General features: G+C 67.1%; 26 protein-coding genes and 2 tRNA genes. 10 read left to right on the top strand and 18 right to left on the bottom strand.

Going from position 1 to position 17,260, the window contains the following annotated elements:
• Positions 1-46: 46 nt before the first annotated feature.
• Genes KB201_RS06005 through KB201_RS05940 form a run of 14 tightly spaced genes read right to left on the bottom strand, consistent with a single transcriptional unit; the run spans position 47 to position 6,407 of the window.
• A complete protein-coding gene (locus KB201_RS06005; RefSeq protein WP_211538610.1) occupies positions 47-484 on the bottom strand; it encodes a hypothetical protein in 438 nt (145 codons plus the stop codon).
• Positions 477-848, bottom strand: a complete 372-nt coding sequence (locus tag KB201_RS06000) for a DUF3850 domain-containing protein (protein WP_211538609.1) — start codon at positions 846-848, stop codon at positions 477-479. Before KB201_RS06000 ends, KB201_RS06005 begins: the two co-directional genes overlap by 8 nt.
• Positions 845-1,126, bottom strand: a complete 282-nt coding sequence (locus KB201_RS05995; RefSeq protein ID WP_211538608.1) for an exonuclease domain-containing protein — start codon at positions 1,124-1,126, stop codon at positions 845-847. The genes KB201_RS06000 and KB201_RS05995 overlap by 4 nt, the downstream gene beginning before the upstream one ends.
• Entirely contained in the window at positions 1,123-1,479 is a 357-nt protein-coding gene (locus KB201_RS05990; RefSeq protein ID WP_211538607.1) for a hypothetical protein, read from the bottom strand. Before KB201_RS05990 ends, KB201_RS05995 begins: the two co-directional genes overlap by 4 nt.
• On the bottom strand, positions 1,472-2,569 hold the full coding sequence (locus KB201_RS05985; protein WP_211538606.1) for a hypothetical protein: 1,098 nt from the start codon (positions 2,567-2,569) through the stop codon (positions 1,472-1,474). The genes KB201_RS05990 and KB201_RS05985 overlap by 8 nt, the downstream gene beginning before the upstream one ends.
• The gene (locus KB201_RS05980) at positions 2,566-3,396 is read right to left on the bottom strand and encodes a PD-(D/E)XK nuclease-like domain-containing protein (protein ID WP_211538605.1); all 831 of its coding nucleotides are present in this window, start codon (positions 3,394-3,396) and stop codon (positions 2,566-2,568) included. The genes KB201_RS05985 and KB201_RS05980 overlap by 4 nt, the downstream gene beginning before the upstream one ends.
• Positions 3,393-3,755: a hypothetical protein gene (locus KB201_RS05975; protein WP_211538604.1), complete on the bottom strand. Its 363-nt coding sequence runs from the start codon at positions 3,753-3,755 to the stop codon at positions 3,393-3,395. Before KB201_RS05975 ends, KB201_RS05980 begins: the two co-directional genes overlap by 4 nt.
• Complete coding sequence (locus tag KB201_RS05970; RefSeq protein WP_211538603.1) at positions 3,752-3,958, bottom strand: hypothetical protein; 207 nt, start codon at positions 3,956-3,958, stop codon at positions 3,752-3,754. The genes KB201_RS05975 and KB201_RS05970 overlap by 4 nt, the downstream gene beginning before the upstream one ends.
• Positions 3,955-4,269: a hypothetical protein gene (locus tag KB201_RS05965; RefSeq protein WP_211538602.1), complete on the bottom strand. Its 315-nt coding sequence runs from the start codon at positions 4,267-4,269 to the stop codon at positions 3,955-3,957. Before KB201_RS05965 ends, KB201_RS05970 begins: the two co-directional genes overlap by 4 nt.
• Entirely contained in the window at positions 4,266-4,493 is a 228-nt protein-coding gene (locus tag KB201_RS05960; protein ID WP_211538601.1) for a hypothetical protein, read from the bottom strand. Before KB201_RS05960 ends, KB201_RS05965 begins: the two co-directional genes overlap by 4 nt.
• Complete coding sequence (locus KB201_RS05955; protein WP_307848045.1) at positions 4,490-5,308, bottom strand: phage antirepressor KilAC domain-containing protein; 819 nt, start codon at positions 5,306-5,308, stop codon at positions 4,490-4,492. Before KB201_RS05955 ends, KB201_RS05960 begins: the two co-directional genes overlap by 4 nt.
• 57 nt (positions 5,309-5,365) lie before the next feature.
• The gene (locus tag KB201_RS05950) at positions 5,366-5,986 is read right to left on the bottom strand and encodes a hypothetical protein (RefSeq protein ID WP_211538600.1); all 621 of its coding nucleotides are present in this window, start codon (positions 5,984-5,986) and stop codon (positions 5,366-5,368) included.
• Positions 5,983-6,144 carry a hypothetical protein gene (locus KB201_RS05945; protein ID WP_211538599.1) on the bottom strand — a complete coding sequence of 54 codons (162 nt, stop codon included), beginning with the start codon at positions 6,142-6,144 and terminating at the stop codon, positions 5,983-5,985. The genes KB201_RS05950 and KB201_RS05945 overlap by 4 nt, the downstream gene beginning before the upstream one ends.
• A complete protein-coding gene (locus tag KB201_RS05940) occupies positions 6,144-6,407 on the bottom strand; it encodes a helix-turn-helix transcriptional regulator (protein WP_211538598.1) in 264 nt (87 codons plus the stop codon). The genes KB201_RS05945 and KB201_RS05940 overlap by 1 nt, the downstream gene beginning before the upstream one ends.
• 180 nt (positions 6,408-6,587) lie before the next feature.
• Here KB201_RS05940 and KB201_RS05935 point away from each other — a divergent pair, with 180 nt between their 5' ends.
• The 5 genes from KB201_RS05935 to KB201_RS05915 all read left to right on the top strand — a co-directional run bounded on the left by KB201_RS05935 (position 6,588) and on the right by KB201_RS05915 (position 9,773).
• A complete protein-coding gene (locus tag KB201_RS05935; protein WP_211538597.1) occupies positions 6,588-7,739 on the top strand; it encodes a helix-turn-helix transcriptional regulator in 1,152 nt (383 codons plus the stop codon).
• 61 nt (positions 7,740-7,800) lie between these two features.
• Positions 7,801-8,220, top strand: coding sequence for a hypothetical protein (locus KB201_RS05930; protein WP_249145160.1), 420 nt, complete (start codon positions 7,801-7,803; stop codon positions 8,218-8,220).
• Positions 8,217-8,366, top strand: coding sequence for a hypothetical protein (locus KB201_RS05925; protein WP_211538596.1), 150 nt, complete (start codon positions 8,217-8,219; stop codon positions 8,364-8,366). Before KB201_RS05930 ends, KB201_RS05925 begins: the two co-directional genes overlap by 4 nt.
• Positions 8,363-8,590, top strand: coding sequence for a DUF3263 domain-containing protein (locus tag KB201_RS05920; protein ID WP_211538595.1), 228 nt, complete (start codon positions 8,363-8,365; stop codon positions 8,588-8,590). Before KB201_RS05925 ends, KB201_RS05920 begins: the two co-directional genes overlap by 4 nt.
• A gap of 13 nt (positions 8,591-8,603) precedes the next feature.
• Positions 8,604-9,773 (top strand): site-specific integrase, encoded by a 1,170-nt coding sequence (locus tag KB201_RS05915; protein WP_211538594.1) that lies wholly within the window; start codon positions 8,604-8,606, stop codon positions 9,771-9,773.
• Positions 9,774-9,819: 46 nt separating this feature from the next.
• Here the strand turns inward: KB201_RS05915 and KB201_RS05910 are convergent.
• Both KB201_RS05910 and KB201_RS05905 read right to left on the bottom strand, forming a co-directional pair.
• Positions 9,820-9,892: transfer RNA gene (locus KB201_RS05910), tRNA-Arg, on the bottom strand.
• Positions 9,893-9,928: 36 nt separating this feature from the next.
• Positions 9,929-10,020 (bottom strand) — tRNA-Ser (locus KB201_RS05905).
• Positions 10,021-10,138: 118 nt separating this feature from the next.
• On the opposite strand from KB201_RS05905, the gene hisC reads away from it, so the two are divergent.
• Positions 10,139-11,206, top strand: coding sequence for a histidinol-phosphate transaminase (gene hisC / locus KB201_RS05900; protein WP_211538593.1), 1,068 nt, complete (start codon positions 10,139-10,141; stop codon positions 11,204-11,206).
• An 18-nt stretch (positions 11,207-11,224) separates the two neighbouring features.
• Here hisC and KB201_RS05895 read toward each other — a convergent pair whose 3' ends face one another.
• Positions 11,225-12,202: an alpha/beta hydrolase family protein gene (locus KB201_RS05895; RefSeq protein WP_068972625.1), complete on the bottom strand. Its 978-nt coding sequence runs from the start codon at positions 12,200-12,202 to the stop codon at positions 11,225-11,227.
• Between the two features lie 192 nt (positions 12,203-12,394).
• Here KB201_RS05895 and KB201_RS05890 point away from each other — a divergent pair, with 192 nt between their 5' ends.
• A complete protein-coding gene (locus KB201_RS05890) occupies positions 12,395-12,904 on the top strand; it encodes a thioesterase family protein (RefSeq protein WP_211538592.1) in 510 nt (169 codons plus the stop codon).
• On the opposite strand, the gene KB201_RS05885 is transcribed toward KB201_RS05890, so the two are convergent.
• Entirely contained in the window at positions 12,878-14,125 is a 1,248-nt protein-coding gene (locus KB201_RS05885; RefSeq protein WP_065631217.1) for a hypothetical protein, read from the bottom strand. The genes KB201_RS05890 and KB201_RS05885 overlap by 27 nt on opposite strands.
• Positions 14,126-14,274: 149 nt before the next feature.
• Here KB201_RS05885 and KB201_RS05880 point away from each other — a divergent pair, with 149 nt between their 5' ends.
• The 3 genes from KB201_RS05880 to KB201_RS05870 all read left to right on the top strand — a co-directional run bounded on the left by KB201_RS05880 (position 14,275) and on the right by KB201_RS05870 (position 17,259).
• The gene (locus KB201_RS05880; protein WP_211538591.1) at positions 14,275-15,366 is read left to right on the top strand and encodes a magnesium transporter CorA family protein; all 1,092 of its coding nucleotides are present in this window, start codon (positions 14,275-14,277) and stop codon (positions 15,364-15,366) included.
• Between the two features lie 124 nt (positions 15,367-15,490).
• A complete protein-coding gene (locus tag KB201_RS05875) occupies positions 15,491-16,462 on the top strand; it encodes an ABC transporter ATP-binding protein (protein WP_211538590.1) in 972 nt (323 codons plus the stop codon).
• Entirely contained in the window at positions 16,459-17,259 is an 801-nt protein-coding gene (locus KB201_RS05870) for an ABC transporter permease subunit (RefSeq protein ID WP_058250975.1), read from the top strand. The genes KB201_RS05875 and KB201_RS05870 overlap by 4 nt, the downstream gene beginning before the upstream one ends.
• The last annotated feature ends 1 nt before the right edge of the window (position 17,260 follow it).

Genomic DNA, 17,260 nt, shown 5'->3' with positions numbered 1-17,260 from the left:
ACGCCGATGCGGAACGGCGTGAGCGCGAGGCGGAGTAGGCGGCGGATCATGAGGCGATGGCCCGGACGTGAATCAGGCGGCAATCCTCGTCGTCCCAGTCGTCGTCGACTTCGTGTCGGCCGCAACCATGGTCGAGGGCGATGTCGTGGGCGTCGTCGCAGATCGCGTCGTTCGCGGCTACCACGCATCCGGGGTATGGCACTGTCCAGCCGTGACCCCAGTGCCATGTGTGCAGTACGCCGTGGAACTCGAGTTCTTCCAGCCCCTCCCACGGCGCGTCGTCGTCGCAGTCCCACGGTCCGTCCGCTGCTGACACGCCGTCGACCTCGTGCGGCTCCCGGCATTCCTGCCAACCGCCACACTTGTCGACGTTCCGGCATTCAATCGAGTACTCGAAGCTCGGATACTCGGGATCGAAGTCCTCGCATTGCGTGACGGTCAGGATGTGACCGCGCGGAGCGTTGGCCTGCACGTCGTCAGACATCGTCGACACCCCGGTTCTCGGCCCACTCCTTCAGGACGCGAATCTCGCGCGTCAGCCGCGTGATCGTCCCGCGCAGAGGTGCGTTCGATTTCTCAGCCCGGCGTGCCCGCTCCTCGACCTCCGCGAGCTTGCCGCCGTCGTCGAGGGACAGGGCGACGTACCCGTGGCCAATGCCGTCGGCGAGCCCTGCGGGCAACACGTGGGTGATCCTGCGTTCGACGCGCAGCCACCGCTTCTCCGGCACGGTCATCAGCAGCGTGTCGCCCGCCTGGTAATCGCGGTCGTGGACGCGGATCTCGACGTTCTTCGTGAGGTCGCGGACGTGGTAGTACCAGCGCTCGTTGATCTTCAGTTCGTGGATCATGGCTGAGCCCCCACCCATCGCCCGCCGATCGCGCACAGCGCATCGAACCAGTCGCGCGCCCACAGGACGTCGCCCATGGCACCGAACCGCCGATTGTGATCGTCGCGGAAGCGCTCGGGAAGCCCCTGCGCCGCTTCGATGTCGTGCTCGATGTGGATGTGGACCGTAGACTCGCTGCCGTCGCCGCGGCGGATGATCGCCGCGAACTCCCAGATCTCCGCGCTTCGGTCGAGGCCGGTCGTCTCGGTGTCGACGAATGCGACTGCGCCGGTGATCATAAGCGCGCCTCGATCTGCTCAGCGCGGTGACGCAGACCCACCGCGTCGAACCTCACCGCGTCTGGGCGGCGACTCCCGTAGTCCATTCCGATGCCCTCGACGACGCCGGCCGCGCGCCGGATCTGCTCGGGGTCGGTGTGGTCGACGGGTTCCACCATGCGTTCCGGGGCGGTCCACGCCGTTCCGCTCCAGACCAGATCGCCAGACTTGATGCGCTCGATGAGCCGCTCCGCGTTGCCCGCCGACCGCCGCCACGCCTCGGCGGCGGCGGCCTCACGGCGCAGAGCATCGAGGTCTTCGACCTCGCCGTCGGCGTAGTGGATCGCGCGGACGCGATACGGGTTGTCAGTCACGGGTCCGCTCCGACTGGGCGTCGCCTTCCTCGATGAGCGCCGCGACGGTGTCGACGAGGGCGGCGTCGCCCCGGCCGTCGGCCTCACCCTGCGCGACGAGCGCCTCGAGCTGTTCGACCACCTTCAGGCACTCGTCGGCGGTCAGCGGGGTGTCGTCCTCGATGGTCCGCTCGATCAGCTTCTCGGTGACCGTCTTCCGCTTCGCCTTCGCCGCGGCCGCGTTCCCGGTGATCCCGGCGCGCGCGAATAGCGCGGTGAACCGCTTGAGGTCGTCCTTCGACGGTGCGGCGGTGTCGGACTCGGTCGACTCCCCCACCGCTTCGGCGGCCTCAGTGGCCGGCGCCTCGGGCTCGGGTGCGGACTTCGGCGCTGCGGCGATACCGAAGCGCTTGCGGAGGTCGTCGACACCGGGGGCGGTCGCCTCATTGGGGATGCGGCGCGGCGCTTCCTGCGGGGTCTCGGATTCGAGATCCTCTCGCGTGTAGGCGATGCCGAGGAGCACGTCGGGAGCGAGGCGCCGAGAGACCGTAGCTGCCGCCTTCGCCCATAGCATCTCTTCGGGCTGCGTCAGGTACTTCATGTTGCCGGCAAGCTTCCCGTTCGAGTTCAGCTTGTACTCGCCGGTCTTCTCGTCGATGGTCGGAACGAACCCCGCGGCAGTGGCGCGCTCGATGTCCCAGGTCGACGCTTCGGCCTGTCCGTCCGGGGCCTCACCCATCACGGTCACCGACGTTGGCGACGCCGCCTCGGTCCAGATCTTGTAGCCGCGCGACTTCAGCAGCGCGACCATGGTTCTCGCGTAGATGCTCGGGGTGCCGTGCACCACGAAGATCTGCTGCAACGACTGGATCGGAGTGAGACCGAGTTCTGCGCCGTACAGGATCGCGGCGGTTCCGTCCTGCGGCTTCCCCCGGTAGGTCGACGGGACGAGCGCGGTCCCACACATGGCCTCGGCCAGCTGGTAGGCGGTGTCCATCGCCTTCGCGTGTTCCATCAGTTGGGCAACGGACTGCGACTGCATCGGCTGTGCCGGCGGGAGGACCGACAGCGAATCGTCAGCGGGAGTGTGGGCGACATCGGTGGAGGTCATGCGTACTGCCTTTCGTGCTGGCGGAGGGTGTACTCAGCGGCCCGGTAGGACCACTCGGGAAGTTCGATGCGGTGGATGATCTCCGGGTATCCGGGCCACCGGTCGTTGGTGACGCAGTCGGCGTAGAGGTCGACGGCGACGCGGTTGAGGGATCGGCCGAGGGCGACGGCCTCGGCGGGGAGTTCGATGACCGAGCACAGGAACGGGCGGGTCTTCTCGATCGCGAAGAACAGGAACTGGGCGTCGATGCCGTGCGCGGCGAGTCCGTCGCGGTAGAACGCTTCCTGCTGGTGGTACCCGTAGTCGGCGCACGACTTCGCGAAGTCCCGGGGTGCAGCCGATTTCGTCGTCTTGACGTCGACCATCAGCGGGCCGGTCATCCAGTCCGGCCGGCACCGCAACCGCATCCCGGTCTGCTCGTCATGCCAGTACGCCGACAGCTCCGGCACGCCCTCGGCGAACAGCAGCTCGCCGAGCGGATGGGTCTTCGCGGCCAGCGCGAGCTGCTCGCCTTGGGCGTACGTGTCAGCGAGGACCGGGACCTGCCCGTCGGCGCGCGCCGCGTCGCGGGACTCCTTCGCCGCCTTCGTACGCCAGTCCTTCGCATCGATGACCGCGATGCTCGATCCCTCCCCCAGGATCAGCGCGTGCGCGACGTGCCCGAAGTCGTAGTCCGACTTCTCGACCCGCGGGGCGTACATGAACTTCGCGGGCCCGCCAGCCTCGAGGAGCGTGCGCGCCCCCGACGAGGACAGTGAGTGCGGATCGCCGTGATAGTCGAGGTCCGAGATGCCCTCGTAGATGCCGTCTTCGGCGGGAATGGTCACTCGGCTCTCCCTCGCGCTTCGACCTCACCAAGGGTGTAGGCGTCGGTGTACTTGCGGGACCGGCCCCGGGGCGGCCGGTGGTCGAGTGCGTCCTCGAATCCGTCGAGTTCGCCTTCCCGCACCTGGTCGACGTACTCGGCCAGGTCGGTGAACGGGACAATCACCTCGGCCGTGTCGGCGACGGCGCCGAGCTCGACGGCGAACCGGATCCGGGCGCCCGGTCCGTCGTCGAGAGCGAGCGGGGTGATCGTGGCCGGCCGCACCGACGCGACGTTGATCCAGTCCTCGATCGGGTCGCGGCCGAGTTCGAGATCCGCGGTTGTGTCGATGCGGAGAGTTGTCGGAATCGTCGCGGTCATCGGATCTCGCCTCGCGTGACCTGAGTGAACTCGAGATCGTCGTCGTCGAGCTGTTCGAGGTCGCGGTCGGTCAACCACCGCGCGATCGGCGGAACGAAGCTGGACGCAACGAGGGTGACGGCGCCCCAGAACAACATCGCGACCAAGAACGAGTCCGGCGTCGGAGCGCTGCGGACGAAGACGATGTCGAGAAGCGTGTTCATGCGGTGTCCTTCAGGTGTGTGGTGTTGACGGTGAGGACGCGGAGGATCCGGACGATCTCGTCATTGGACGCGGCGATGCGGTCGAGGCGGGCGAGGATCTCGTCGGCCGGCGGCGGCGTCTCGCCGAGCAGTACCTCGCGGAGTTCCGCGGTCGGCACGGAGTAGCGGGTTCCGATCCGGATGACGCGAACTGGGAAGTCGTCTGCGGCAGCGAGTTTGTACGCTGCGGACTTCGAGATACCGAGGGCCTCGGCGGCGGTCTGCAGATCGGTTGCGACACCGAGCTCGTCGAGCGCTTCGCGGCTGATCATCGTCTGCCTCCCAGTCGTCTCCTGGCCGTCCGGGAGATCGCGGCGAACAGCTGCAAGATCAGCGCGTACGCCTGGCCAGCGGTCAGATGGATGTCGGCGGTCTCGGGACCGTGGGTCGCGATGATGATCCGCGGGCCCGCGGGCCCGGTGCCGGTCGTCAGGTGAATGTCGCCGTGCTCGGTCTCAATCGGGACGAGCGCCTCGTCGAACAGGATGTGAGTCATGCCGCCCTCGCGATCAGGCGTGCAATCGCCTCGGCGCCCTGGGGTGTGATCTTCAGGGTGTGCATCACCTCGGAGCCACGAAACCGCGGCGCCTCGTGCGTTTCGACGCGGCGGAAATGCCGCTTGTGCGAGGCCTTCTCGCTGTACCGGTTTCGAATTGTCTTCTTCTGCTTCGACTCGGACCAACGCGAGTCCGTCTGTGAGTAGATCCAGTCGCGTTCGATCAGGAGGTTCCGCAACGCCTTTTCGGTGATGCCGTTCGTTGAGGCGACAGTCGAGAACGAGAGCAGGTCCGCGTCAGCGACATACGTGTCGACGTAGGTGACCTTCGGGGCCTGCTCGGTGACGACCTGCTCGAGATGATGGATGCGGGCCTCGCGCTGCTCGATGACGCGCTGGGATTCCAGCACAGCGGCGGCGAGCAGCTCCGGTCCGGTGAGCGCCGGAGCGGACGTCTCGGCCTCCCGGGTTCGGATGGCGAAATAGGCCTGCGCAGCAGCGACCTCGGGCTTCCGCGGGTCCCCGTTCATCGCCACCAGGTAGCAAGCGAAGCGCGCCAGTTCGAAGTCTTCGCGTGGACGACCGCCACCCTTTTCGGTGACACCGACGAAAAGGTCTGCGGCGGTGTAACCCTGGTTGCTGGCGGCGACCCGCGCCTTGTCGATCACCGCCGCGAAGTTCCGCCACTCGGCGCCGTAGCCGAGCGGTGCCATGAGGTCACGCGCGGACCAGTACTCCGAACCGTCGGGTCGCGCGCGTCTGATCGTGTCGAACGGCGAGGGGTCGACGCCGTAGTTGGTGATATCGTTGCTCACGAACTTCTCCAATCGTTGTTCTGGCCCGCCCGGTGTGTCCGCACCGAGGCGGGCATTTCAGTGCTGCGGGAGGTTGGTGACCGGGGCGGCTTCCCCGCCTGCCCCGGCCTGCGCGACCGCCAGGGGGTGAGAGGTCCCCGAGTCACGCGCAGCGCACCTGCACCGTTCGGGCGCACTGTGGTCGTGGAAGTCCGCGGTCAGCGCGCGGACAATGCCCGAACGGTCCTGGTGCGGCATCGCCTCAACGCTCATCGCGCGGCCGGCCTCGTCGGGTCCGGGCTGCGACTGCCAGCCCGACCGGGCGAGAAGGCAGGCGCGGCAATGGAAACCGTCAGCCTCCGCCCATCCCTCGGCGACCATCCGTTCCCGCGCGATCCGGGCTGCGGCGTCGACGTCAGTCGCGGCGACGCCGTGATGCGTCACCTCGCGGCCGCAGCCGGAGTCACACGCGACGGCAACCTCGAAGATGGTGTAGCCGCCGAGTTCGACGTCGAGGCGACGGGACTGTTCAGCGATCGCGCCCCCGTTGTCCCGGAGGAAGTTCGACGAGAGCAGGAACCGGGCACGCTGGTCGTTGTCGGAGAAGTTCTCCATCAGGTCGAGGAGGTCGCGGAGTTCGTCCACCCACTCCTGCCGAAGCGGATTCCGGCGCAGTGCGTCGAGGAGTTCGGTGCTCATGGCCGCACCTCGATGTCGTCCGTTATCGCGGTGAGTTCGCACGTCGACCCGTCGGGCAGCTCCACAACCGCAGCGACTGTTCCGTTGCGTCGGAACTTCTCGATCCCGAGGACCGGGTACATCTCGCGGATCGACGGGCGCCACACCGCGGCGGGCATCAGGCGACCCGTTCCTGCGAGGACTTCATGGGCTCGGGTTGGTAGACGTCCAGCGCGGTCAGATTGAGCGCCTTCGCCCAGGCGGTCATGAGGGGGGCGGACGCCCGCTTGTAGCCCAGTTCGACGTTGCGGATGGTGTCCGGGTGCAGCTTGGCCGGACCGCCGTGTTGCTTGATGCGCTCGATCAGATCGTTCACGGAGAGCCCGTAGGCGACTCGTAGCGCTCGGATGGGAACCTGTGCCCCGATAGCCTTATCGCTCATGTCGCTAACCATAGCGACAGGTTGCGACAGGTGCAACGCTAGATCGATAGATCTGTCTATTTCTGTCCCCTGAGCTGTGAAATGACAGACGTGTAATCACCGATGTTCGAATACTTCCAGCGATAAACCTGTCGTATGCCCGCTAGACCTGTCATGCCCTGTTAGGCAACGATGGGAGACATGCAATCGCCGGATAACTGGGAGCGACTCGGGGCCTACGTCAGGCGTCGCCGCACCGAACTGCGCATGACGCAGAAGGACGTGCAAGACGCGGGTGGACCGAGCGCTGCGAAAGTACGAGAGATCGAGAACAGCCGAACGACCACGCTCAGCACGAGTAAGCGTCGCGATCTCGAGCGAGCGCTCCAGTGGTCACGCGAGAGCGTCGACAAGATCCTCGCCGGGCTCGAGCCGGGCTCAATTGGCCAGCCACGCAAGAGTGCCGGCGTCGGAGCCGGGGCAGTCATCGCCGAGGCGACATCGCGCGCGCCACAGCTTGGGTACTTCGACGCGCTTCGACATCTGCACACATCGCTCGAGTCCGTCACAGACGCGTTCCAGGAGCACGCGTACCTTGTGGACCTCAGCGAAGAGACCGCGACGCAGACAGCGCAGAGACTGACTTCAATGCGGAACACCGCAATTGATCTGCTCGTCGAAGAGATGACTCGAAACGTGGAGCGCCTGCGGGAGGAAAAGAACGACCGCGAACGACTGTGGATATCGACAGAACAGGTCATGGAGGTACTCGGCGTTGCGTCGGGCGATCCCAACGCCCCGTCCGACGACCCCTGGTGGCTCGACGACAAGGACGCTCTGGCTGAGGCGTACGTGCAACTCACCGAGACATGGCCGTCCCACGAAGTTCAGGAGCTGATCTTCCCTGTAGCGGAGTCACTCGCCGTCCCAGCCCGCCGGCCAGCATCCCTGGACCACTACAACCAGCTCTATCTCGCGATCGAGGACATTCTTGTCGACCGGCACGGCGACATCGACGAAGGAGAAGTAGATGACATCGCGACGGAATCCACGTCTGCGGGCCGCTCGGGCGAAGCGCCTGAAGGTCAGAAGACCCGAGGCAGGGGGAGCCTGCCGCCTCGGCCGAGCCGGCACCAGATTCGCAGCGTCGGCCGGCGCATCACAAGCACCCGAGCGAGCTTGGGCAAGGGCCGATCCTTGACACCTCCCAATCAACCCGAGGACCTTGACCCGCCCGCCTACCCACCGATGGATCTGCCTGTGGCCGCTGATTCCGGTGGCCCGAAGGGGATCGACTCGCCCCCGACTGAGGACGAGTTCTCCCAGGACCCCGACGACCATACCGGCGAATGACAATCGTGTAATCCCTGGTCACACAACGGCTTTGTCGGTGCCTCGCGATACGAACTAGGACATGTTCAATCCGTGGCGCTACCTCGCCGACCATCACCCGCACGTGAAGGTGGTGTGGACCCGACTGCCCGGCGCCTTGCGTGCGGTCACCGACGGTGTCGGGGTGATCTGGATGGATGAGCGGCTCTGTCAGTCGCAGCGTCGCGTGGTCGTCTGTCACGAGACGATCCACATCGAACGGGGCATCATCCCCGCCGACGAGGTCGAGGAACGTCGCGTCGACCGGCTCACTGCCGAGCGAATGATCGACCTCGACGACCTCGTCGACGCACTCCGGTGGAACCGCCATCCCAACATCGCCAACCTCGCCGACATGCTGTGGGTTGAACCGGCGACCGTACGAACCCGCCTCGCTCACCTCGAGCCGTGGGAACTCGCACACATCGAGAACCAGCTAGACCTGGATTGGGGAGTCGCATGACCGACGAACGTCAGATCGCGGGAGTGATGAGAGTCAACGGTGAGGTGGTCTGCGTTCGCTACACCGACGACAGACCACGAGTGCGCGACATCCAGGACGCCGCAGCCGAGGCCGCCGATCCCGACGGGCCGGAGTTCGGCGCGTGACCGACGACGACCGCGCCGTGCTCGACTTCGCCGCGCAGCGTTGGAACCACAGCGGCAACCAGGCGGACGCCATCCGCAACGAGTTCGACATGTCGGTCACCCGATTCTGGCAGCGCGTGAACACCCTGCTCGACGACCCCGAAGCGTTAGCGTATTCACCACAGCTCGTGAATCGCCTGCGCCGCATCCGATCTACCCGAGCCCAACGGAGATCCCCACCATGAATCGACCCACCTGATGGCGCGCCCACCACTCCCCCTCGGCACCTGGGGCAAGATCACGCGCACAGAGATCACGCCCGGACGGTGGCGTGCCCGCGCCCAGTACCGCGATTTCGACGGCGTCACCCGCCCGGTCGAACGGTTCGGCAAGTCCGGCGCGGCCGCCGAACGCGCGCTCGTCGAAGCGCTCCGCGATCGCGCCGCTCCTGCGCGCGACGGACTCGTCGACCGGGAAACCTCCATCGCGACCCTCGCGAAGGTGTGGATCGCCGACATCGCGAACGACGGCGAGCACAGCCAGTCGACCATCGACCGCTACCAGTCCGCCATCGACGTCCACGTGCTGCCCGCCCTCGGCAGCGTCCGCCTCGGCGAAGTGACCGTCGGCCTGCTCGACCAGTTCGTCAAGGCGCGCAAGACGCCGGCGAACGTGAAGGTGTGCCGTGTCGTGCTCACCGGGATGTTCGGCCTCGCGACGCGCCATGACGTCTTCGACCACAACCCGGTCCGGGAGACCTCGAAGCGCGCCGCGGCGAAGAAACCGGTCCGAGCGATGACCGTGCTCGAGGTCGCCACACTCCGCGCGAACGTGGCCGAGTGGTCGGGCGCCAACCAGTTCGGCGCACCCCGCGGGCTCGACCTCCCCGAGATCATCGACGTGATGGTCGGGACGGGCTCGCGGATCGGCGAGGTACTGGCGATCCGGCGCTCCGACGTCGACCTCGCAGCGAACCCACCCACCGTGACTGTCTGCGGCACGATCGTCCGCAACCACCGCCAGGAGAAGCCGAAGACCGACTCGTCCCGGCGCACCATGATCCTGCCGTCGTTCGCCGCGGCCGCGCTGCGCCGGCAGCTCGCGCGCGACCTTCCCACCGACGAGGATCTGGTGTTCCCGTCGCGTACCGGTGGGCCGCGCTCGACGGCCAACGTTCGGCGGCAGTTCCGCGATGCTCGCGGCGACGACTTCGAGTGGGTGACACCGCACGTGTTCCGCAAGACCGTCGCGACCGCGCTGGAACGTGCCGCCGACATCGAGACCGCGTCGGCGCAGCTTGGCCATTCCGGCCCGGCGGTGACCCGGGTGCACTACATCGAGAAGACGGTTGTCGGCCCGGACGTCCGGCACGTGCTTGATCAGTTCGCGCCGGTTTCTCGTGGGTTTTCCGTGGGTGGTGCGGGATAGCAGAAACCCCCTCCACCGGATTGTGCTGGTGGAGGGGGTTTCTCTGTGCGCCCGTAGGGATTCGAACCCCAAACCTTCTGATCCGTAGTCAGATGCTCTATCCGTTGAGCTACGGGCGCGTGCTATTCAGTTGTACCGCCGTCGGCCGACTGCGGTGGCGGAGGCGAGAGGATTTGAACCTCCGGTCCCGTTTTAGCGAGACAACTCATTAGCAGTGAGTCCCATTCGGCCGCTCTGGCACGCCTCCTTGGCGGAGTCCTTTCGAACTGCCGAGTCGAAAGGTTACACACCCTTCGCGTCCACAAGCAAACCGGTTGGTCAGAGCCGGTTTCTGCCTCATAGGGGTCGCGGCCTACATTGGTCGGGTGAGCCTGCGAATCCGCCCCGACCTGGACGACCTTCCCGTATACGTACCGGGCAAGACGTTTCCGGGAGCGGTGAAGCTCGCCAGCAACGAGGTCACCGAAGGTCCGCTGCCGAGCGTCGTCGAGGCGATCGGCGCGGCGGCCGCAGCCGTGAACCGCTACCCCGACAACGGGATGGTGGAGCTGACCGCAGCGCTGGCCAAGAGCCTCGGGGTCACCGAAGACGAGGTCCAGGTGGGATGCGGGTCGGTCATCCTCTGCCAGAACCTCATCCTCGTCACCAGCGGACCGGGCGACGAGGTGGTCTTCGGGTGGCGGTCCTTCGAGACCTATCCCCTGGCGACGCGCGTCGCGGGCGCGACACCGGTCCAGGTCCCGCTCACCGGCGATCTGACCTACGACCTGCGCGCGATGGCCGACGCGATCACCGACCGCACGCGGCTGATCTTCGTGTGCAATCCGAACAACCCGACCGGGACCGTGGTCGAGGCAGCCGACCTGCGGGAGTTCCTGCAGAACGTGCCGTCCGACGTCATCGTCGCTCTCGACGAGGCGTACTTCGAATACCTGCGCTTGCCGTCGAGTCAGGCGTACGACGCACTCGAACTCCGACGCGAGTTCCGCAACCTCGTGGTGCTGCGCACCTTCTCGAAGGCGTACGGGCTGGCCGGGCTGCGCGTGGGTTACGCGATCGCCGATCCGGAGGTCATCACCGCCCTCGGCAAGGTTCATGTGCCGTTCTCGGTCAGCAGCGTCGCCCAGGCCGCCGCGCTCGCCAGCCTCGACGCCGGGGACCAGTTGCTGGCCCGCACCGACGCGGTCGTCGCCGAACGGGCCCGCGTCACCGCACGACTGCGCGACGCGGGCTACCGGGTCCCCGATTCGCAAGCCAACTTCGTGTGGCTCGACCTGGGAGCGGCGTCGATGGACTTCGCGCGCGCCTGCGTCGACGCCGGGGTGGTGGTCCGCCCGTTCGACGGCGACGGCGTGCGGGTGACCGTCACCAACGCCGCCGAGGACGACGTGTTCCTGCAGTTCGCCGAGAGCTGGGACGGTCCCCGGAGCTGATCCTGGACCCCGAGCCGGTCAGAGCCCCCGGCCGATGGTCGGCCACAGGGCCGCGAGGTCGCGCTCCCAGTACGCCCACGTGTGGGTTCCGATGAGGCGGAAACCGTCGGTGTAGGGCACCCCCGCGGCACGCATCGTGATGGCGAACTCGAGCGAACAGCGGTAGGCACCCAGTTCGAGCGCCGACGAGGATGCCGTCACGACGTCGCGCGGCCCCTCGTCCGGCTCGATCTGACGCTGGAGGTCGAGGGGGCCGATGGCTCCCGAACCGGCGGCGATGAAGATGTTCTTCCCGCGCAACCGGTCGAGATGAAGACTCGGGTCGTGTGCGCGCCAGCCCGCGGAGCCGAACGGGCCCCACATGTTGGTGGCGTCGCCGCCGTCGCGACCGACCGTCGTACGGACGTAGGCCTCGTTGACCGGACCGGACACCGGCGGGCAGCCGCTGAGCGAGGCGACGCCGGTGTACATCTCCGGGTGCCGGATGGCCAGGGAGAACGCGGCCTGCCCACCCATCGACAGCCCGATGACCGCGTTGCGGCCGTTGCCGTCGAACCGTTCGTCGATCAGCGGCGGCAGCTCCCTGGTGAGGAACGTCTCCCACATCGGCTTGCCGAGCGCGGCGTCCTTCTTCTGCCAGTCGGTGTAGAAGGTGCCCTTGCCTCCGGTGGGGAGTACGACGTTGACGTTCTTGTCGGCGAAGAAGCGTCCGGCGCGACCCTTCGTGATCCAGTCGCTGACCTCGCCCTCGGCGCCGGCGCCGTCGAGCATGTAGACCGTCGACCGCGGTGTCGATCCGCCGACCGGGGTGAGGACCGACAGCTTGATCCGCTCGTTCATCGCCGGTGAGAAGACCCAGATGTCGGTACGCAGCGCACTCAGCTTCTCGGACTTGGCGATGCGCGCCACCTGTTTGGGAGCGGCGTCGGCGATGGCCGGGGTCGACAGAATCCCCACCATCAGGCACACCAGACCCGCGATCAATCGCCTCGACATCTCGCCAACTCCCTCACCGACAATCCCCCCGGAGTGCACCCGGGACCTCGTCGTGTCACCACGTGCGAGTCCGCGCCGACCGGATCGGCCCGACGCGGACATCTAGACTCACAGACTACCCGGCGTTCAGCCGAGTGGAAGGTCGTGACCACGGCATCTCGCGGGCACCGGGACCCCCGAGGAAAGTCGACGATGCCCACTTCACCTTCTGTTCACCACGCGCGTTCCCAGCGGCACGAACCACCGTCGACCACGGGACTCGGTCCGAACGACTTCGCCTTCGTCGCCGAGGTCGGGGTGCGCTGGTCGGACATGGACGCGTTCGGACACATCAACCACGCGCGGATGGTGACGCTGATGGAGGAGGCGCGCATCGCGTGGCTGTTGAGCGCCGGCGAGGACTACGCCCCGCTGATCACCAGCGCGATGATCATGCACGTCGACATCCGATATCAGGCCCAGCTGCGTCACGACGACTCGCCGCTGCGAATCGGGATGTGGATCAAGGGTTTCCGTTCAGTGGACTTCACCATCGGTTACGCGATCCGGAGTGTCGGAGCAGATTCCGACAGTCGTCCGGCGTGTGTCGCAAGCACGCAGATGGCCGTCGTCGACATCGAGAAGCACACCCTGCGGCGGCTGTCCCCCACCGAGAAGGACTACCTCAGCACGTGGTCACGACGGCTCGTAGCGAGCGGGTAACTCGCGCGGCACCGCCGGCGAGATCCGCGCGATGTTGCCCTGCAACACATCCCGATAGATGCGCAACTGCTCTTCGCCGCTGCGGACCTGTTCGGTGAGCCGTTTCGCGTTGTCGACGGAGATCTCGCGGTCGCCCGACCGCGCGATCAACGCGTCGATGCGGTCGTCCAGGGTCGCCGCTTTGTTGTACTCGGCGAGGACCTGCAGCTCGACGGCCGCGGATTCGACGACATGCGCGACCTCGCCGAGCGCCTGGACACGGTCGATGAGTTCGGTCCACACCGGTCGCAGTGTCGTCTCACGCTGATCGATCTGCGCGGCGAAGGTGCGGTCGAAGCCGCCGTTGCGCTTGGCCCGGTCGAGGTCGATGCGTACCGCCCGCAACGCGATGACGTCGGCGGCGATCTCGGCGACCTCGGCGTGCAGGTTCACCTGGGTGCGCTGGACCTCGAAGTGGTCGGAGCGCCAGGCGGGGTTGCCGAGGATGCGGTCGTAGTAGTGACCGGTGATGAACAGCAGCGTCTCGTAGCCGTCGACGAAGGCCGCGGCGCGGGGGGCGCCGGTCTGAGTCGCTCCGCCCGGTGTCTCGCGCACGCCCGACAGGAACTGGTCTGCCCACTGCCCCGCCTGCGAGTTGCCCGACTTCGCGGCGACCTGCCCCACCACGCCGGCGATCCGGTCGAACGCGGCGGTGCCGGCGCGACGGACATAGCTCGACGCGTTGACGTTGGGGGTCGGAGTGCACAGCAGCCCGGCGAACAACCGGTCTCGTTCCTCGATCTCGAGATAGACGTTCTCCCGTCGCTCGCGTCGGATCGCCCGGGTCCCCGACGCGAACACACCCTTACCGGCGACGATCTGCTTGCGTGCGTCCTCGCGGCGTCGTTGCAGGCCGTTGAGCCTGTTACGCATCACGGCCGCGACCACACCGGGCACCACCGGACTCGACAACTGGTGTTCGATCTGGACGATCGCGCGCTGCAAGCGGCGCAGATCGCCGAAACCCGCGGACATGGACGGCATCGGCCGACCGGTGGAGATCCGGCGCACCACGATCGCACGACCACCCGGGGTGAGGTATCCGGAGGCGATGAGCAGCGCCGCGGTGTCCGACAGTTCGCGCCGCTCGCCCGGTACCGCCGAACGATCGCACCACTCGCGGATCTGTTCGCTCGTGCGCGCGGGCATCAAGCGATGTCCGCGGGAACTGCTGTCGACCATGCCGCCGCCTTACCTGGAGAATCGGTGTCCGCGCCCGTCCACAGACACCGATTTCGATGCTACCCGCGGGCGACGACCACCCGGTGTGGTCGACGTCTCGCCTGCCTGTCGCACCGACGGAACACCCCCACCGGTGTCACGATGGCCACATGACAGTTCCCTCGGATGTGTCGGGACCTCGCGGCGTCGAACGCATCCGTGGTCAGATCTGGCGGAACGGCGACCCGGTGGATGGCTTCGACCTCGAGGAGATCTCCACCTGTCTCGACAATCCGGAGAAGTTGATCTGGGCGGATCTGGAAAGCCCCACCCACGAGACCCTGTCCCGGTTGGCGGCCGAGCTCGACCTCGACCCGTTCGCGATCGAGGACACGGTCGCGGCGGCCGAACGGGTCAAGACAGTCACCTACACCGGGCACACCTTCGTGATGGTCTACGCGGTGTCGCTGCACAACGGCGAGTCGCCGGCCGACGACCGGGACGACGACGATGACGACGGCTCCGCGGCCACCGACTTCCGCGCCTCCGCGAACGGTCGGGCGCGGATGTTCGACCTGCACCGCATCTCGATCTTCGTCAAACGGAACGCACTCATCACCGTGCGACCGACCCCGGCGCTCGACATCGACGAGGTCATGCGGCGTTGGTCGGACAGCGGCGCCACGCAATACGGGATCGGCGCGCTCGTGCACGGACTGCTCGATGTCGTCGTGGACGGACACTTCGACGCCGTGCAACGCCTCGACGACGAGATCGAGGACCTCGAGGCACTGCTGTTCGACGAGCGCATCCCCGGCCGCGAACTGCAGCGCCGAACCTACGACCTCCGCAAGGACCTCGTCGTCCTGCGACGGGTGGTCCTGCCGATGCGCGAGGTGATCGCCGGCATCCAACGACGGCGGTTCGACAACCACGCGCCACCGGAGCTCGACCCGCATTTCTCCGATCTCTACGACCACGCGCTCCGGGCGTCGGAGTGGACAGAGTCGTTGCGGGACATGATCACCACCGTCTTCGAGACCAACCTGACCCTCGCCGACGCGCGACTCAACACCGTCATGAAGAAGCTGACCGCGTGGGCCGCGATCATCGCCGTGCCGACGGCCATCACCGGCTTCTACGGGCAGAACGTTCCGTTCCCCGGTTTCGACCGACTACTCGGCTTCATCACCAGCACGACGCTGATCCTCGTCGTGGTGGTCGGCCTCTATCTGTCGTTCCGCAAACGCGATTGGTTGTGACCGCATCGTCGGATGTGTTGTCCTGCAACGAGTGTGACTCGTACACGGCAGGTTTCGACATGAAAGCGGTTGACCACGTGCGCGTTTGATAGCGTATGGGCCAGCCCACCGACGGAAGGCACCGATGGAGTCACCCGCGATCACGATCGACGGTCTCACCAAGCGATTCGGCAACCTGACCGCGGTCGACGACCTGTCGTTCACCGTTGCCCCCGGTCGCGTCACCGGGTTCCTCGGACCGAACGGTTCGGGCAAGACCACGACGCTGCGGATGCTCCTGGGCCTGGTCGAACCGACCGCCGGCCGAGCACTCATCGGCGACCGCCCGTTCCGGGAGATCCCGCGACCCGCCCAGCATGTCGGCGCGGCGCTCGAGGCGTCGAGCTTCCACCCCGGGCGCACCGGACTCGGGCACCTGAAGGCACTCGCCCCGCAGGTCGGGGTCCCGACGTCGCGGTGCCGGGAAGTGCTCGACTTCGTCGGACTGTCCCAGGCCGCGGACCGCCGCGTCGGCGGCTACTCGATGGGCATGCGGCAGCGCCTCGGCCTGGCCACCGCACTGCTCGGCGATCCGCAGATCATCCTGCTCGACGAGCCGGCCAACGGCCTCGACCCCCAGGGCATCGTGTGGCTGCGCGGGCTGCTGCGGTCGCTCGCCCACGAGGGTCGAACGGTCGTGGTCTCCAGCCACGTGCTCGCCGAGGTGCGGAGCACCGTCGACGATGTGGTGGTGATCGGCAACGGCAAACTGGTCCGGGCCTCCACGCTCGCCGACTTCGAGGCGCTGGCCGAGCACGCGGTCGTCGTGCGGACGCCGTCGCGCGCGTCGTTCGTCGCACTCGCGGGCGAACGCGGGTGGAAACTCGAGGACACGCACGACGGTTTCCGGGTGCCCGGCGTGAGCGCGGCCACGGTCGGGACGGCCGCCTTCACCGCGGGCATCGAACTCCACCAGCTCGCCGACGTCGGCGCCGACCTCGAGGCGGTCTTCCTGCACCTCACGAAGTCTTCGGACGCACCGACCAGTCATTTCTCCGGCGGGTCAGCCGATCCCGGCCCGAACGGGGCACCGACGTCGCCGGGGGCCGTCCGATGAGGGCCGCCCTGATCGCCGAGTACCGCAAGTTCACCTCCACGCGGATGTGGTGGGTCCTGCTCATCGCCATGGTCGCCTACCTCGGGTTCATCGGTGCGGCACTGGCGTTCTCGATGACGACCGAGAATGCCATGCAACAACCCACGACGCTCGTCGGCGCCGATCTGGCCCGCTCGATCTACGCCCTCACCAGCCCGATCGGTTACGTGTTCGCCCTGGTGATCGGCAGCCTCGCGGTGACCGGGGAGTTCCGGCACAAGACCATCACGGCGAGCCTGCTCGTCGAACCGCGACGCGGAATCCTGTTGGTGGCCAAGCTGATCGCCGGCATCCCGATGGGACTCCTCTACGGCGTCCTCGGCACTCTCGCGGTCGTCGCGACGGCGGCACCGATCCTCGCGACGGTCGGGGACGGCGCATTCCTCGGCGACAGCTCCACCCTCGAGGTGATCGGCCTGTCGATGCTGGTGATGGTGCTGTGGACCGCGATGGGGGTGGCGTTCGGCGCTGTGGTGTCCAACCAGGTCGCCGCGATCGTGATCCTGCTGGCCTTCACCCAGCTCGTGGAACCGATCGCACGCATCGCGCTGGCGACCTTCGACGTCACGTCGTCGGTGTCGAAGTTCCTGCCCGGGTCCGCCGCCGACGCCCTCGTCGGCTCCAGCTTCTTCGCCACGATGGGTGGTGGCAGTGACGACCTGCTCCCGCAATGGGCCGGCGCCCTCGTCATGCTCGCCTACATCGCCGCGTTCGCGGTCATCGGTCGCTACACGACGTTCCGCCGGGACATCGCCTGAC

Origin of the sequence: Gordonia sp. SCSIO 19800, assembly GCF_018132775.1 — a bacterium.
Taxonomy (GTDB): Bacteria; Actinomycetota; Actinomycetes; order Mycobacteriales; family Mycobacteriaceae; genus Gordonia; species Gordonia hongkongensis.
The sequence above is the reverse complement of the archived record's forward strand: the minus strand, read 5'-3'. Positions and strand labels throughout refer to the sequence as shown.

What these genes read in the sequence shown, in the direction of transcription:
- KB201_RS05970 (WP_211538603.1), bottom strand. Translation starts at nt 3,958, where the DNA reads ATGAACACGCTTCTCGACATCGTCTTCGTCCGCAGCGCTCCGACGCCG.
- KB201_RS05885 (WP_065631217.1), bottom strand. Translation starts at nt 14,125, where the DNA reads ATGGTCGACAGCAGTTCCCGCGGACATCGCTTGATGCCCGCGCGCACG.
- KB201_RS05875 (WP_211538590.1), top strand. Translation starts at nt 15,491, where the DNA reads ATGGAGTCACCCGCGATCACGATCGACGGTCTCACCAAGCGATTCGGC.
- KB201_RS05940 (WP_211538598.1), bottom strand. Translation starts at nt 6,407, where the DNA reads ATGAGCGATAAGGCTATCGGGGCACAGGTTCCCATCCGAGCGCTACGA.
- KB201_RS05935 (WP_211538597.1), top strand. Translation starts at nt 6,588, where the DNA reads ATGCAATCGCCGGATAACTGGGAGCGACTCGGGGCCTACGTCAGGCGT.
- KB201_RS05950 (WP_211538600.1), bottom strand. Translation starts at nt 5,986, where the DNA reads ATGAGCACCGAACTCCTCGACGCACTGCGCCGGAATCCGCTTCGGCAG.
- KB201_RS05915 (WP_211538594.1), top strand. Translation starts at nt 8,604, where the DNA reads ATGGCGCGCCCACCACTCCCCCTCGGCACCTGGGGCAAGATCACGCGC.
- KB201_RS05890 (WP_211538592.1), top strand. Translation starts at nt 12,395, where the DNA reads ATGCCCACTTCACCTTCTGTTCACCACGCGCGTTCCCAGCGGCACGAA.
- KB201_RS05925 (WP_211538596.1), top strand. Translation starts at nt 8,217, where the DNA reads ATGACCGACGAACGTCAGATCGCGGGAGTGATGAGAGTCAACGGTGAG.
- KB201_RS05870 (WP_058250975.1), top strand. Translation starts at nt 16,459, where the DNA reads ATGAGGGCCGCCCTGATCGCCGAGTACCGCAAGTTCACCTCCACGCGG.
- KB201_RS05975 (WP_211538604.1), bottom strand. Translation starts at nt 3,755, where the DNA reads ATGACCGCGACGATTCCGACAACTCTCCGCATCGACACAACCGCGGAT.
- KB201_RS05995 (WP_211538608.1), bottom strand. Translation starts at nt 1,126, where the DNA reads ATGATCACCGGCGCAGTCGCATTCGTCGACACCGAGACGACCGGCCTC.
- KB201_RS05895 (WP_068972625.1), bottom strand. Translation starts at nt 12,202, where the DNA reads ATGTCGAGGCGATTGATCGCGGGTCTGGTGTGCCTGATGGTGGGGATT.
- KB201_RS06005 (WP_211538610.1), bottom strand. Translation starts at nt 484, where the DNA reads ATGTCTGACGACGTGCAGGCCAACGCTCCGCGCGGTCACATCCTGACC.
- KB201_RS05985 (WP_211538606.1), bottom strand. Translation starts at nt 2,569, where the DNA reads ATGACCTCCACCGATGTCGCCCACACTCCCGCTGACGATTCGCTGTCG.
- KB201_RS05930 (WP_249145160.1), top strand. Translation starts at nt 7,801, where the DNA reads ATGTTCAATCCGTGGCGCTACCTCGCCGACCATCACCCGCACGTGAAG.
- KB201_RS05945 (WP_211538599.1), bottom strand. Translation starts at nt 6,144, where the DNA reads ATGCCCGCCGCGGTGTGGCGCCCGTCGATCCGCGAGATGTACCCGGTC.
- KB201_RS06000 (WP_211538609.1), bottom strand. Translation starts at nt 848, where the DNA reads ATGATCCACGAACTGAAGATCAACGAGCGCTGGTACTACCACGTCCGC.
- KB201_RS05965 (WP_211538602.1), bottom strand. Translation starts at nt 4,269, where the DNA reads ATGATCAGCCGCGAAGCGCTCGACGAGCTCGGTGTCGCAACCGATCTG.
- KB201_RS05880 (WP_211538591.1), top strand. Translation starts at nt 14,275, where the DNA reads ATGACAGTTCCCTCGGATGTGTCGGGACCTCGCGGCGTCGAACGCATC.
- KB201_RS05960 (WP_211538601.1), bottom strand. Translation starts at nt 4,493, where the DNA reads ATGACTCACATCCTGTTCGACGAGGCGCTCGTCCCGATTGAGACCGAG.